Below are 14502 nucleotides of genomic sequence, written 5' to 3' on the forward strand. Positions count from 1 at the left end.
GCGCTCGGCTCGACCGCCATGAGCGATCTGTTCCAGATCCTCCGCGACGGCCAGCCGCGGACTCGGAGCGAGCTCGCCTCGATCACCGGGCTCGCCCGGACCACGGTGGCGATGCGCATCGACGCCCTCACCGACCTGGGCCTCGTCGGCCCGGTCGGTGAGGCCGCGTCGACCGGCGGCCGCCCCTCGTCGCTCTTCGCGATCACCGCGAGCGAGCGGTTCGTGGTGGGCGTCGACATCGGCGCCTCGCACATCCGGGTGGCGCTCGCCGACATCACCGGGCGCATCGTCGAGGAGACCAACTCGGTCATCGCGGTCGCCGAGGGCCCGCGGGTCGTGCTCGACGCGGTCATCGCCGCCATGCGCGAGCTCATCGAGCACACGGGTCGTCGCCTCGGCGACCTCCTCGCCATCGGCGTCGGCGTCCCCGGACCGGTCGAGTTCAGCACCGGTCGACCCATCAACCCGCCGATCATGCCCGGCTGGGACCGCTTCGACATCGCGGGCTGGATCCGCCAGGAGATCGACGTGCCCGTGCTCGTCGACAACGACGTGAACATCATGGCGCTCGGCGAACGCGAGCGTGCGTGGCCCGACACCGACCACCTGCTCTTCGTCAAGATCGCCACGGGCATCGGCGCGGGGGTCATCTCCGGCGGCTTCCTCCAGCGCGGCGCGCAGGGCACCGCGGGCGACATCGGCCACGTCTACGTCTCGAGGGGTGCCGAGATCGCCTGCAACTGCGGCAACTTCGGATGCCTCGAGGCCCTCGCCTCCGGCAGCGCCATCGCGCGCGCACTCACGGCGGCCGGCATCCCCGCGTCGAACTCGCGCGACGTCGTCGACCTCGTCAAGAACGGCAACGTGAACGCCATCCAGGCGGTCCGCCAGGCCGGCCGCGACATCGGCGAGGTGCTCACGACCTGCCTCAGCCTGATGAACCCGTCGGTCATCGTGCTCGGCGGCTCGATGGCCGAAGCGGGCGAGCACCTGATCGCGGGCGTCCGCGAAGTCGTCTACCGTCGTTCGATGCCGCTCGCGACGGAGTCGCTGCACATCACGCTGTCGCAGACGGGTGCCGATGCGGCGGTGCTGGGCGCGAGCATGCTCGCGATCCACCACTCGCTCTCCCCCGCGAACATCGAGGCGATGATCGCGCAGTCGGCGAGCGGCGCACTCCGCGCGGTCAAGTAGCGCCGCGCGTCCGCCGCAGCCGTCCGCCGGGGGTGGCCGGGGGTAGCGTGGTCGGGTGACCGACACCCCCTTCGCGCTGTTCGACCTCGAGTCGGTCGCACCGCGCGTCGCGTCGGCGCTCCGGCAGCCTCCCCTGCCGCACGAGACGCGCATCGTCGCCGACTCGGGCGACCGCGTGGCGTGGCTGCGGGCCCGCGCGCAGGGCGTGACGGCGACGGATGCCGCGAAGCTCGCGTCCGAGGCATCCGTCCGAGCCGCGGCGAGCGAGAAGGTCTACGGCGGGCGCAGCCGCGGGTTCGGCGGCAGCCGGTACACCGACCACGGTCGCGAGCGCGAACCCGTGATCGCCCGATGGGTCCGATCCGAGCACGGCATCGCGCCGTCCAGCCTGCTCTTCCACGCCGAGGCCGACCGCCGGCACCTCGCGACGCCCGACGGGCTCGCGGTGCGGGGCGACGGCACGCTCGAGCTGTGCGAGATCAAGACGACGTCGAAGCCGTGGCGGGGCATCCCCCGCGGCTACCTCCGCCAGGTGTGGTGGCAGCAGTACGTGCTCGGGGCCGAGCGCACGCTCGTGGTGTGGGAGCAGCACGACGGCTTCGTGCCGGTGGGCGATCCGAAGTGCCGCTGGGTCGACCGCGACGAGGACCAGATCGCGCAGCTCGTGCGCCTGGCCGGAATGCTGCTCGAGGCGATCCGGCCGCAGCCCGGGGGCACCGAGCCCTCCCGGGTCGGCGGCCCGGACCGCTCGTTCTACCGCCCGGGGCCGCTCGCGTGAGCTTCGTGCTCCTGCACGGGCTCGGCGCCGACCGCCGCCAGCCGCTCGACCTGTTCGGTCCGGCGCTCGCGACGCCCGACGACGCGTCGATCCGCGTGGTCGCCCCCGACGTGCGCGCCCATGGCACCTCGACGGTCGTCGGCGACCCCGCCGACTTCGAGCTCGACCGCCTCGCCGACGAGGTCGCCGCCCGCGTGGTCGCCGAACTCGGGAGCACTGCACCCGTCGGCGCCGCATCCGGCGGCGAGGCGTCCTCGGGTTCCGGAGCACCGAGCCGCCCGGTCACCATCGTCGGCATCTCGATGGGGGCCGCGATCGCGCTGCGCATCGCGCTCCGGGGGCTGCTGCCGGTGGAGCGCGCGGTATTCGTCCGGCCGGCGTTCGGCGACGCGTCCCTTCCGCCGAACCTGCGCGCATTCCCCGTCATCGGCGAGCTCCTCCGGGAGCACGGACCCCACGGCGGCGCGGAGCGATTCGTGCGCACCGAGCCCTACCTCCGGGTGGCCGAGGCCTCACCGCTCGGCGCGCGCGGCCTGCTGACCCAGTTCCAGGCGACGGATGCCGCGCGTCGCGCCATCCGCCTCGTCGAGATCCCGCGCAACCGGGCGTTCGAGTCCGATGCCGAACCCGGCGGGCTCGCCCGCCGCGGCATCCGTTCGCTCGTCGTCGGAGCGCCGCGCGACCCGGTGCACCCGTTCGAGCTCGCGGAGCGATGGGCGGCGGACCTCGGTGCCGAGTTCGCGCGAGTGCCGGCCCGCGACGACGGGCAGGCGGCGCAGACGACGGCGATGCGCGAGGTCGTCGGGCGGTGGCTCAGCCGGTCGTGACGCGATCGACGTGGCTGTCACGACCGGTGCGGGCGTGCTCGGCGCCCGTCGATGGCGTCGCGCCGCATGCGGCCGGGGCGTTCGACTCCGGGCGAGCATCACCGCCGCGGCCGCGACGACCCGGACCACCCGGGACAGCGGGCGCATCCATCCCCTCGAATCCACCGGTCCTCCGCAGCCCGACGTGCCGCAGAATGGTCGGACGGGCGGCGAGCAGGCTGGGGGGATCGATGCGGGCACTGGTGGTCGACGAGACGGGCGAGGGCGCGGTGTTCCGCATGGCGGACGTCCCGGCGCCGCTCCGCGTGCAGGACGAGGTGCTCGTGCGGGTGATCGCCGCGGGCGTCAATCCCATCGATCGCAAGACCAAGCTCGGCCGCGGCGTCTCCGCGGCGATCCCGTCGTACCCGGCGATCCTCGGGCTCGACTTCGCGGGCGTCGTCGAGGAAGTGCCGTACTCGTCGCATCCGCTGAAGGTGGGAGACCGCGTCTACGGCATGGGCCGTGTGCCGCGCATGACGGGCACGTACGCCGAGGTGGTCTCCATCCCCTCCATGTCGGTCGCGCCCATGCCGATCGGCACGGGCTTCGTCGAGGCGGCAGGGATCCCGTGCGCGGCGCTCACGGCGTGGGGCGCGGTCGTCGACGTCGCGCGCGCGCATGACGGCCAGCGCATGCTGATCCACGCGGGCTCGGGCGGCGTCGGACACTTCGCCGTGCAGCTCGCCACGTACTTCGGCGCCCAGGTCACGGCCACGGGCTCGCCGCGCAACGCCGACTTCCTCCGCTCGCTCGGCGCCCAGCGCGTCATCGACCACACGACGGAGCGCTTCGAGGAGGTCGCGGGCGAACAGGACGTCGTGATCGACCTCATCGGCAACGTCATCGACGACACGGGCACGCGTTCGCTCGACGTGATCCGTCGCGGCGGCCTCATCGTGAACGTGCCCACCAAGTCGTGGCCGACGATGGCCGAGGAGGCGGCGGCCCGCGGCATCCGCTCGACGGGCTTCGTCGTCTCGCCCGACGCGCGCACGCTGTCGGTGATCTCTCGCCTCGTCGACGACGGGGCGATCCGCGTGCACGTCGACGAGGTGTTCCCGCTCGAGCAGGGAGAGACCGCGCATGCTCGCCTCGGCGGGGGCCACGTCCGCGGCAAGCTGGTGCTGCGGGTCGCCGACGACCCGGCCTAGACCGATTCCCGGCCTGACGCGGCGCACGACCCACCCGGTCCCCTCCCGCGGCACCGGGCACCGGGCACCGACGGCGTGCTCGTCGGGTCCTCCGGCGACTCCGCCTGCGGGCGATACGCGGGCGGCGTCGACCCCGGGGGTCGCGCGATCTCGGTGAAACGAGAGGAATCCTCTACTTCTCACCCGGCATGCGCGACTTGCGCAACACATCATGCAGTTTCTGTTGACTTGACGGCATAAGTCATCGAGAGTGGAGGACGTGCTCGAGGGCGACGGCGCTCTCATGAAAGGAATCACCATGTGCTACGGATTCGACGGCGACCGGGCGATGCAGTCATCCCTCGCCGAGCGGGGCATCAGCCGACGCGGCATGCTGATGGGGCTGGTCGGCGCCTCCGCCGCCGCACTCTCCCTCAGCGGCGGCGCGATGCCGGCGGTCGCCGACGCCGCGACCAAGCCGTGGAAGCGCGTCCCGCCCGGCAAGATCAGCATCCAGCTCTGGACCGTGCGCGAGGCGCTGGGCGCACCGTGGGGCCCCGGTGACTACGACACGACGCTGCGGGCGATCGCGGAGCTCGGCTACCCGCGCGTCGAGCAGGCGCTGGGCTACTTCGGCCGGTCGGCGTCCGAACTCCGCGCGTTCTACGACTCGATCGGAATCCGTGCCAGCTCGTCGCACGACGGGGTGTCGGCCGACGACGCGGCGCTCGCGATCAAGCTCGAGAACGCGGCGACGCTGGGCCAGAAGTACCTCAACGTGCCCTACTTCGCCTCGAGCTCCCTGGCCGACTGGCAGTGGCTCGCCGACCGCATGAACGTCGAGGCGCAGGCGGCGGCCTCGTACGGCATCGCGTACGGATACCACAACCACGCCCACGAGTTCACGACCGACCTCGGCGGCGGACTGACCCCGTGGCAGGTGCTCACCGAACGTCTCGACCCCGCGCTCGTGCACCTCGAGGTCGACCTCTACTGGGCGGTCACCGGCGGCGCGAACACGGGTGCGGCCGACCCGGTGCAGTTCGCGATCGACACGATCGACGCGGCTCCCCAGCGGGTGCGCCAGTTCCACGTGAAGGACCGCCACCTCGACGGCGACATGGCCGACCTGGGCACCGGCACGATCGCGTTCGACCGGATCTTCCGAGCACACGCGGTCGAGGAGTACATCGTCGAGAACGACACCCCCGACGTGACGCCGCTGCAGACGGCCGAGGTCGGCTACGACTACCTCCGTTCGCTCCGGTTCTGACCCCGCCTCGGGGAGGGGCGTCGATCTCGCCCCTCCCCGATGGGCGACCGGCTCCCATCGCGGTCGACCTCGTGCAGTGCGGGACCCCGATGGACGCATTCCGGCGCGGTCAACCCCGGCGGCGGTGACGGATGCCTCGGCTAGCGTGAGCCCATGACCGCCGCGCCGTCGATCGTCTGGTTCCGCGACGACCTCCGGGTCGGCGATCATCCCGCGCTGCACGCGGCCGTCGAGCGCGGCGAGCCGATCGTCGCGGTGTACGTGCTCGACGAGGAGTCGGCCGGCATCCGCCCGCTCGGCGGGGCCGCGAAGTGGTGGCTGCACCACTCGCTCGCCTCGCTCGCGAGCGACCTGCGCGACCGGGGCGTGCGGCTCGTGCTCCGGCGCGGCCCGGCGGGGCGCGTCATCCGCTCGCTCGTCGACGAGGCCGGCGCCGGCGCCGTGTACTGGAACCGCCGCTACGGCGGCGCCGAGCGCGAGGTCGACGCCGACCTGAAGTCCGACCTCGCCGACGCCGGGCTCGAGGTGAAGAGCTTCGGCGCTTCCCTGCTCTTCGAGCCCTGGACGATCCGCACCGGCTCGGGCACCCCGTTCTCGGTGTTCACCCCGTTCTGGAAGGCGTGCCTCGCGGCCGACGAGCCGCGGCATCCGCTGCCTGCACCGAGCGAGCTCGACGGCTACGGCGGACCGGACGGGCGGGGCGGCCCGGCCGGCGACGACCTCGACGACTGGGAGCTGCTCCCGACGCACCCGGACTGGGCGGGCGGCCTCCGCGAGACGTGGGAGCCCGGCGAACGCGCGGCCGTGCGACGGCTCCGCGCCTTCCTCGACGAGGATCTCTCCGACTACGCGACCGGGCGCGACCGACTGGATCGGCAGTCGACCAGCCGGCTCTCGCCGCACCTGCGCTGGGGCGAGATCAGCCCGCACCGCATCTGGCACGCCACGCGCGAGCGGGCGGCCGGCACCGAGGGAGCACGGAAGTTCCTCGCCGAGGTCGGCTGGCGCGAGTTCGCGTGGCACGTGCTCTTCCACTTCCCCGAGCTCGCGACGAGGAACTGGCGCGAGGAGTTCGATGCGTTCCCGTGGCCGCGGCTGCATCCGAGCGCCCTCACCGCGTGGGAGCGAGGCCGCACCGGCGTGCCGGTGGTGGACGCCGCGATGCGCGAGCTCTGGCACACGGGCGGCATGCACAACCGCGCGCGCATGATCACCGCGTCGTTCCTCACCAAGAACCTGCTCATCGACTGGCGGCGCGGCGAGCAGTGGTTCTGGGACACGCTCGTCGATGCCGACCACGCCTCGAACCCGTTCGGCTGGCAGTGGGTCGCGGGCTCCGGCGCCGATGCCGCGCCCTATTTCCGGGTGTTCAACCCCGAGCTCCAGCGCGAGAAGTTCGACCCGGCCGGCCGGTACGTCGGGCGGTGGGTGCCCGAAGTCGATTCCGACCGGTACCCCGAGCCCATCGTCGACCTCCGCGAGACCCGGGCGGCCGCGCTCGCGGCCTACGAGCACGTGAAGGGCGCGAAGCGGGCCCCGGCGGCCGACTAGGCGCTACCGCAGCGCGCGCTCGAGCACGTGGTCGTGCTCGAGCCGATCGCCGAGCCGGAACCCCTTCGTGCCGACGACCTCGAAGCCCTGCTTCTCGTAGAAGCGGATGGCGCGGCCGTTCTCCTGATTCACGCCGAGCCACACGACCGACGCGCCCGTGCCGGCCGCCGCGACGAGCGTCTCGCCCATGAGCGTGCCGGCGATGCCCGCGCCGTGCGCGACGGGGTGCACGTACATCTTGCTGAGCTCGATCGCCGGACGGGTCGTCACGCTGGCCGCGGCATCCGCATCGGCGGGAACGCCACCCTCGGTCGCGACGAGCATCGACCAGCCGACCAGTCCGCCCGTCGCGGCCACCTCCTCCGACCCGGCGAGCGCGATGCCCGCCCCCGTCGAGCGGTCGGGCTCGGCGACGAGGATCGTGCGATCGGGATCGGCCAGGAACTCGGCGAAGCGCACCTCGCTGAGCTGCTCGGCGATGAACCACGCGATGGCGTCGGCGGTCGTCGACGGCGGACACGCGAGCGGGAACGTGACGGCGGCGAGGCGCGCGAGGGCCTCGGCATCGCCCGGGGTCGCGGGCCGGATCGTGACGGTCACACGGCTGACGCTACCCGTGCCCGCGCGATCCGGTCCATCGATTCGGCGAGCGTCGCGTGTCGCACAGGTGCCCGACGGGCACGCGGGATGGCAGGATCGGCGCATGGACGCTCCCCTCGATCGCGTGACCGCCCGCTCCGACGACGGGCGCTCGTTCCAGATCACCGGCCCGGTCGACGGCTTCGTCGTCGGCGCGCTCGTCGTGGTCGACGACGGCGAGCGACGCCAGCTCGGACTCGTCGAGCAGCACGACGAGGTGCGCGGCCACCTGCGGGGCAGGCTGCTCGGCGTCATCGCCGACGGACTCCTCGACACGCGCGCGACGCTGCCGTTCGTCGCTGCGAGCGTGACGGCGGTCGACCCGGCCTCCGTCGACCTGCTGCATACGGCGACCGGCGCCGCGCTCGAGATCGGAACCGACCTCACGCCCCCGGGCGGCCCGGCGAGACTGCTGCCGCACCGGTTCAACCGCCACACCTTCTGGTGCGGGCAGAGCGGATCGGGCAAGACCTACGCGCTCGGCGTCGTGCTCGAGCAGCTGATCGCGCACACGGCGCTGCCCGTCGTCGTGTTCGATCCGAATTCCGACTTCGTCCGCCTCGGCGAGCTGAACCCGGGCGCAGCGGGGCCGACGGCCGACGCGCTGCGCGAGCGCGACATCCGGGTGCTGCGGCCGAACGTGCCCGGCGCCGAGCCGCTCCGCGCCCGCTTCGTCGACATGCCGATGGCGTCGAAGGCGGCGGTGCTGCAGCTCGACCCGGTCGTCGACCGCGAGGAGTACAACGCGCTCGTGCACCTGCGCGAGACGCTCGACACGACCGACCTCGGCGCGGTCCTGCCGACGCTCCGCGCATCGGACGACCCCGTGCATCGCGAGCTGGCGCTCCGCGTCGAGAACCTCGGCCTGATGGAGTGGGAGGTGTGGGCCGGCGGCGACGGCGCGGCGACCGACGTGATCGACGAGCGGCCGGATGCCACGGTGCTCGACCTCGGCGGATTCTCGACGCCCGAGCAGCAGCTCGTCGTCGCCCTCGCGCTACTCGACGAGCTGTGGGCGCGGCGCGAGGAGCGCCGGCCGGTGCTGCTCGTCATCGACGAGGCGCACAACCTCTGCTCGCCGCAGCTCGACTCGCCCGTCGCGATCGCGGTGCGCGAGCGGCTCGTGCAGATCGCCGCGGAGGGCCGGAAGTTCGGCCTCTGGCTGCTGCTGTCGACGCAGCGGCCATCGAAGGTGCACCCGGGGATCATCTCGCAGTGCGACAACCTCGCGCTCATGAAGATGAGCTCGCCCGTCGACCTCGAGGGGCTCGCGACGTACTTCGGCTACGCGCCGACCGGCCTCATCGCCCGCTCGCCGTGGTTCCGACAGGGCGAGGCGCTTTTCGCCGGCGGGTTCGTGCCGGCGCCGACACTGCTGAAGATGAACGCGCGCGTCACGCCCGAGGGCGGCGTCGACGTGCCGGTCCCCCTCCGCTGACGCGGCGAAGCGGATGCCGCGGGCTTCCCGTCCCGCGGCATCCGCTCCTGGTGCGCTCGCGCGCCGCCGGCTCCTAGAGGAAGCGGGCGTACGCCCCGACGGTGAGGAACGTCGGGAACTCGGGCTCGAGCGCGACCGACCGGAACACCGAGATGGCGTCGTCGAACCGGTCGCCCTCGAAGCGGGGCAGGTCGGCCACGGCGGCCGCCATGATCCGCACGATCGACGTCTGGTCGATGCGCGTGCCCTCGGCGGTGACCGTGTTGTCGTGCAGCCACTGCCACACCTGCGAGCGCGAGATCTCCGCGGTCGCGGCGTCCTCCATCAGGTTGTCGATCGCCGCGGCGCCGGTCCCTCGGAGCCACGACTCGATGTACCGGATGCAGATCGAGATGTTGTCGTACACGCCGGCCTCGGTGACCTCGCCGCCGATCGACGGGATGTCGAGCAGCTGCGCCGCCGTCACCTGCACGTCCTCGCGGAGGCGGTCGAGCTGGTTCGGCCGATCGCCGAGCACTGCGTCGAACTCGGCACGGGCGGTCGGGATGAGGTCGGGGTGCGCGACCCACGTGCCGTCGAAGCCGTCGCCCGCCTCGCGGCGCTTGTCGGCGGACACCGCGGCGAGCGCGCGCTCGGTCACCTCGGGGTCGCGGCGGTTCGGGATGAACGCGCTCATGCCGCCGATGGCGTGCGCACCGCGCTGGTGGCAGGTCGAGACGAGCAGCTCGGTGTAGGCCCGCATGAACGGCACGGTCATGGTGATCGACCTGCGGTCGGGCATGACCCAGCGGCGGCCGCGCGAGCGGAACGTCTTCACGATCGAGAAGATGTAGTCCCAGCGACCCGCGTTGAGGCCGGCGCAGTGTTCGCGCAGCTCGTACAGGATCTCGTCCATCTGGAACGCGGCCTGGATGGTTTCGATGAGCACCGTCGCGCGGATGGTGCCGTGCGGGATGCCGATCTCCTCCTCCGCGAACGTGAAGATGTCGTTCCAGAGCTTCGCCTCGCGGTGCGACTCGAGCTTCGGCAGGTAGAAGTAGGGGCCGCGACCGCCCGCGATGAGGGCCTTGGCGTTGTGGAAGAAGTAGAGCCCGAAGTCGACCAGGGAGCCGGAGGCGTGCATCGCGCGCCCCGCGCGGTCGTGGAACTTGAGGTGCTTCTCGACGAGGTGCCAGCCGCGAGGGCGGAACACGATGGTCGGCGTCTCGGTCGCGGTGACGCGGTACTCCTTGCCCTCCGGGCTCGTGTACTCCAGTTCGCCGCGCAGGAAGTCGAACAGCGACAGCTGGCCCTCGACGACGTTCGCCCAGGTGGGGCTCGTGGCGTCCTCGTGATCGGCGAGCCACACCTTCGCACCCGAGTTCAGCGCGTTGATCGCCATCTTCCGGTCGGTCGGACCGGTGATCTCGACGCGGCGGTCCTCGAGGCCGGGACCGGCGCCGGCGACGCGCCAGGTGCGGTCGTTCCGGATCCACTCGGTCTCGGGGAGGAACTTCGGGTCGCGGCCGTTCGCCGCGTCGACGCGGGTCTGCAGGCGGACGGCGAGCAGCTCGTGGCGCGTGTGCGCGAACCGGTCGTGGAGCTTCGCGAGGAACGCGAGCGCCTCGGGCGTGAGGATCTCGTCGTACCGCTCACCCAGGGGGGCGGTCACCTCGAGGTGCGGCTGCACCCTCTGGAAGCTGCCGGTCGCCGGCTTCGGCTCGGGCATGGTGGTGGGCTGCGGGCGAGCGGATGCCGCGGCATCCGTTCGTTCGATGGTGATGGTCATGGTCTCGTCTCCTTCGCGGGCGTCCGCCCGTCGATCAGTGCTGGAACTGCTCTTCCTCGGTCGATCCGACGAGGGCGAGGGTCGCGCTGTTCGGGTTCAGCGCCGTGGCGATCTGGTCGAAGTAGCCGGTGCCGACCTCGCGCTGGTGGCGCGTGGCGGTGTAGCCGTCGGCCTCGGAGGCGAATTCGGCCTCCTGCAGCTCGACGTACGCGGACATGTGGCGCTCGTTGTAGTCCTTGGCGAGCGTGAACATGCCGTGGTTCAGGGAGTGGAAGCCCGCCAGGGTGATGAACTGGAACGCGTACCCCATCGCGGCGAGCTCGCGCTGGAACTTCGCGATCTGGTCGTCGTCGAGGTGGCGCTTCCAGTTGAAGCTCGGCGAGCAGTTGTAGCTCAGGCGCTTGCCCGGGAACTTCGCGTGCACGGCCTCGGCGAAGCGGCGGGCGAGCTCGAGGTCGGGCTCGGCCGACTCGACCCAGAGCAGGTCGGCGTACTCGGCGTAGGCGAGACCGCGGGCGATGACCGGCTCGATGCCGTTCTGCACGTTGTAGAAGCCCTCGGCCGTGCGCTCGCCGGTGACGAACGGCTGGTCGCGCTCGTCGTGGTCGCTGGTCAGCAGCGTCGCGGCGAGCGCGTCGGTGCGGGCGATGATGATCGACGGGACGCCCGCGACGTCGGCCGCCATGCGGGCCGCGTTGATGGTGCGGATGTGCTGGCCGGTCGGGACGAGCACCTTGCCGCCCATGTGGCCGCACTTCTTCTCGCTGGCGAGCTGGTCCTCCCAGTGCACGCCCGCCGCGCCGGCCTCGATCATCTGGTGCATGAGCTCGTAGGCGTTCAGCGGTCCGCCGAAGCCGGCCTCGGCGTCGGCGACGATCGGCGCCATCCAGTCGCGGTCGTCCGTCCCCTGCTCGACCTGGCCGGCACGGAGCAGCGCGTTGTTGATGCGACGCACGACGGCCGGCACGGAGTTGGCGGGGTAGAGCGACTGGTCGGGGTAGGTCTGGCCGGAGAGGTTGGCGTCTGCCGCGACCTGCCAGCCCGAGAGGTAGATCGCCTTGAGGCCGGCGCGCACCTGCTGCACGGCCTGGTTGCCGGTGAGGGCTCCGAGCGCAGCCGACCACTCCGGGTCCTCCATGCGCTCGAAGGCGGTGCCGGTGTTCTTCTGGATGTTCTCCCACAGCTTCTCGGCGCCGCGGCGGGCGAGCGTGCGCTCCTCGCGGACGGGGCCGCGGAGGGCGATGACGTCCTCGGCGGTGTAGTCGCGCTTGACGCCCTCCCAGCGAGGGTTCGCGTCCCACTCGAGCTGCAGCTCGGCGGCGGTCTGCGTCTGGTCGCCGGGGCGGTTGATCGTGCTCATCGTGGTGCTCCTTCGGTGCAGCGGTGCGGATGTCTCGTGGTTCCGTCCGGCCTCTCCTGCGATGCCGTCCGGGGGTCTGTGGAACCATGCTGCGCGCCCGATGAGGGGCTCGGACGACGAATCGGGGGGTGAATTTTCCCGGTTCTTCCGCGTCGCGGAACAACCGCGGGGCGGCCGGATGCGTTGGCGCCGACCGGGGCAGAATGAGCACGTGGCGCACGACGACGGCCTCACCGACGACGAGCGTCGCCTCGAACGGCGACGGTCGCGGCTGGGCGTGCTCGGCGTCGCGCTCTTCGTCGGCGGCCCGGTGCTCGGCGCCGCGCTCGTCGTGGTCGGGTCGGTCATCGCGTTCGGCGAGGACCCGCGATGGGCGTTCCTCGTCGCCCTCGGGATCGGCATCGTCTTCGGGGTGACCTTCTTGGGGCTTCGGCTGCTGACGCGCCTCGAACGAGCGCGGGAGGTCGACGTGGACGTCGATGCACCTGCACCGGGGCCTCCTCCTGACGCCGGTGCGTGATACCTTGTGCTGCAAGGTACCTTGCAGCACAAGGTATGTCGCCCGGGCACCGCCCGGCACGCGGGACGGAGGCACGCATGCGCATCGGGAAGGACCTCGTCGCCGCCGCGGCGACGCCGGTCGTGCTCGGCATCCTGGCCGAGGGCGAGTCGTACGGGTACGCGATCCTCCAACGGATCTCGGAACTCTCGGGCGGCGAGCTCGAGTGGAGCGACGGCATGCTCTACCCGCTCCTGCACCGGCTCGAGCGCCTCGGGCACGTCGAGTCCGAATGGGGCGCCTCGCCGACCGGGCGCCCGCGCAAGCACTACCGGCTGAGCTCGCAGGGATCGGCGATGCTCGCGGAGCAGCGGCGTCAATGGGACGTCGTTGGCGACGTGCTCGCGAAGGTCTGGCCCGACGGCCCCGGACCGGGCGGCTCCGCCCGCCTCGCGCTCGGAGGTGCCTGACATGGCCGAAGACGACGGGCGCGAGCTCGGTCGCCTCCTCGCCTCATGGCGCGAGTGGCTCGAGCGGCGCGACACGCTCAGCCCGCAGGACGTCGACGAGCTCGAGGGCCACCTGCTCGACCGCGTGGACTCGCTCCGCGCCGCCGGCCTCCACGACGACGAGGCGTTCCTCGTCGCCGTTAAGCGCCTCGGCGCGGTCGACGACCTCTCGCGCGAGTACGCGCGGGTGCACTCCGAACGGCTCTGGAAGCAGCTCGTGCTCGACGACGGACCGAACGGCGGCGGGCGCTCCGCGGCATCCGGCGATCGCGACGCGCACGGGACGCCGAACTCGTTCCTGCGTCGGGCGAACGGCCTCGCCGTCGCACTCGGACTCGGAGTCGGCGCGGGCCTCGCGGTCAGGGTCGCGGGGCTGATCGGCGTCGACCCGACGTTCTTCCTCCGCAACGCCGCCATCCTGGTGCTCCCGTTCCTCGCGGCCTGGTTCGCGTGGCGGCATCGGCCGCCGGTCGGCGCGCTCGCCGGCATCGCGGGCGCCTTCGCGATCGCGGCCGTGGTGCTGAACGCCTACCCGTTCGCTCCGGGCGCCGGCACCGGCGCGTTGGCGACCGAGCCCTCGACGACCGAACTCCTCGCGGCCGTCCACGCCGCGGTCGCCCTCTGGCTCGTGAGCGGCGTGGCCTATGCCGCCGGCGACTGGCGCAGCGGCGACGCGCGCATGGACTTCATCCGGTTCAGCGGCGAGTGGGCGGTCTACTACCTGCTCATCGCGCTCGTCGGCGGCGGACTCTCGATGCTCGCCGTCGGGGTGTTCGGCTCGATCGGGTTCGATATCGGGTCGTTCATCGGCGAGTGGGTGATCCCGTGCGGTGCGGCCGGAGCGGTGCTCGTGGCGGCCTGGCTCGTCGAGGCGAAGCAGCGGGTGATCGAGAACATCGCCCCAGTGCTCACCAGGGTCTTCACCCCGCTGTTCGCGCTCATGCTGCTCGCCCTCGTCGTCGCCGCAGCCCTCCAGTGGAACCTCGTGGACGCGAACCGCGACCTGCTGATCGCCTTCGACCTCGTACTCGTCGTCGCGCTCGCGCTGCTCGTCTACTCGTACTCGGCGCGCGACCCGCTCGTGCGTGCGGGATGGTTCGAGTGGATCCAGTTCGTGATGCTGGCCGGCGCGCTCGTCGTCGACCTCGTCGTGCTCGTCGCGATGGTCGGCCGCATCGGCGAGTTCGGCGTCAGCGCGAACAAGGCGGCCTCGCTCGGGCTGAACCTCATCCTGCTGGCGAACCTCGCCCGAGCGGCGTGGCTGCACCTCGGCTTCCTGCGCGGGCGCGTCCCGTTCCTCCGACTCGAGCGTTGGCAGACCGCGTACCTGCCGGTCTACGTCGCGTGGTCGGCGGTGGTCGTGGCGGCGTTCCCGCCGCTGTTCGGGTTCGCCTGATCCGTCGCGCGTTTCGCCCGTATGACGAACCGGGCCGGTCCGTTTCACCCGCGTGACGATCCGTCGGACGATCTGTCGGGGGAACCGCCGTCCACCGA

13 protein-coding genes are annotated in these 14502 nt (G+C 72.1%); 10 read left to right on the forward strand and 3 right to left on the reverse strand.

Annotation, left to right across the window (positions count from 1 at the left end):
• The first annotated feature begins 18 nt into the window (after positions 1 to 18).
• The 6 genes from ACSJD1_RS07045 (at position 19) to ACSJD1_RS07070 (ending at position 6795) form a co-directional block, all read left to right on the forward strand.
• The gene (locus ACSJD1_RS07045) at positions 19 to 1194 is read left to right on the forward strand and encodes an ROK family protein (protein ID WP_438854648.1); all 1176 of its coding nucleotides are present in this window, start codon (positions 19 to 21) and stop codon (positions 1192 to 1194) included.
• A gap of 55 nt (positions 1195 to 1249) precedes the next feature.
• Positions 1250 to 1972 (forward strand): YqaJ viral recombinase family protein, encoded by a 723-nt coding sequence (locus ACSJD1_RS07050; RefSeq protein ID WP_438854608.1) that lies wholly within the window; start codon positions 1250 to 1252, stop codon positions 1970 to 1972.
• Entirely contained in the window at positions 1969 to 2799 is an 831-nt protein-coding gene (locus ACSJD1_RS07055) for an alpha/beta fold hydrolase (protein ID WP_438854609.1), read from the forward strand. Before ACSJD1_RS07050 ends, ACSJD1_RS07055 begins: the two co-directional genes overlap by 4 nt.
• 230 nt (positions 2800 to 3029) lie before the next feature.
• Positions 3030 to 3992 (forward strand): NADP-dependent oxidoreductase, encoded by a 963-nt coding sequence (locus ACSJD1_RS07060; protein WP_438854610.1) that lies wholly within the window; start codon positions 3030 to 3032, stop codon positions 3990 to 3992.
• A gap of 298 nt (positions 3993 to 4290) precedes the next feature.
• Positions 4291 to 5244, forward strand: coding sequence for a sugar phosphate isomerase/epimerase family protein (locus ACSJD1_RS07065; protein WP_438854611.1), 954 nt, complete (start codon positions 4291 to 4293; stop codon positions 5242 to 5244).
• A gap of 153 nt (positions 5245 to 5397) precedes the next feature.
• Positions 5398 to 6795, forward strand: coding sequence for a cryptochrome/photolyase family protein (locus ACSJD1_RS07070; RefSeq protein WP_438854612.1), 1398 nt, complete (start codon positions 5398 to 5400; stop codon positions 6793 to 6795).
• A gap of 3 nt (positions 6796 to 6798) precedes the next feature.
• Here ACSJD1_RS07070 and ACSJD1_RS07075 read toward each other — a convergent pair whose 3' ends face one another.
• Complete coding sequence (locus tag ACSJD1_RS07075; RefSeq protein WP_438854613.1) at positions 6799 to 7395, reverse strand: GNAT family N-acetyltransferase; 597 nt, start codon at positions 7393 to 7395, stop codon at positions 6799 to 6801.
• A 103-nt stretch (positions 7396 to 7498) separates the two neighbouring features.
• Here ACSJD1_RS07075 and ACSJD1_RS07080 point away from each other — a divergent pair, with 103 nt between their 5' ends.
• Positions 7499 to 8872: an ATP-binding protein gene (locus ACSJD1_RS07080; RefSeq protein ID WP_438854614.1), complete on the forward strand. Its 1374-nt coding sequence runs from the start codon at positions 7499 to 7501 to the stop codon at positions 8870 to 8872.
• 73 nt (positions 8873 to 8945) lie between these two features.
• Here the strand turns inward: ACSJD1_RS07080 and aceB are convergent, their stop codons facing one another.
• Complete coding sequence (gene aceB / locus ACSJD1_RS07085) at positions 8946 to 10580, reverse strand: malate synthase A (protein ID WP_438854649.1); 1635 nt, start codon at positions 10578 to 10580, stop codon at positions 8946 to 8948.
• A 94-nt stretch (positions 10581 to 10674) separates the two neighbouring features.
• Complete coding sequence (aceA, locus tag ACSJD1_RS07090; RefSeq protein WP_438854615.1) at positions 10675 to 12000, reverse strand: isocitrate lyase; 1326 nt, start codon at positions 11998 to 12000, stop codon at positions 10675 to 10677.
• 211 nt (positions 12001 to 12211) lie between these two features.
• Here aceA and ACSJD1_RS07095 point away from each other — a divergent pair, with 211 nt between their 5' ends.
• From ACSJD1_RS07095 to ACSJD1_RS07105, 3 genes are all read left to right on the forward strand, one after another.
• Complete coding sequence (locus ACSJD1_RS07095) at positions 12212 to 12520, forward strand: hypothetical protein (RefSeq protein ID WP_438854616.1); 309 nt, start codon at positions 12212 to 12214, stop codon at positions 12518 to 12520.
• A gap of 77 nt (positions 12521 to 12597) precedes the next feature.
• The gene (locus tag ACSJD1_RS07100) at positions 12598 to 12969 is read left to right on the forward strand and encodes a PadR family transcriptional regulator (RefSeq protein WP_438854617.1); all 372 of its coding nucleotides are present in this window, start codon (positions 12598 to 12600) and stop codon (positions 12967 to 12969) included.
• Position 12970: 1 nt separating this feature from the next.
• The gene (locus ACSJD1_RS07105; protein WP_438854618.1) at positions 12971 to 14404 is read left to right on the forward strand and encodes a permease prefix domain 1-containing protein; all 1434 of its coding nucleotides are present in this window, start codon (positions 12971 to 12973) and stop codon (positions 14402 to 14404) included.
• Positions 14405 to 14502 lie beyond the last annotated feature (98 nt).

The sequence above is a fragment of the Agromyces excoecariae genome (assembly GCF_051715505.1).
Taxonomy (GTDB): domain Bacteria; phylum Actinomycetota; class Actinomycetes; order Actinomycetales; family Microbacteriaceae; genus Agromyces.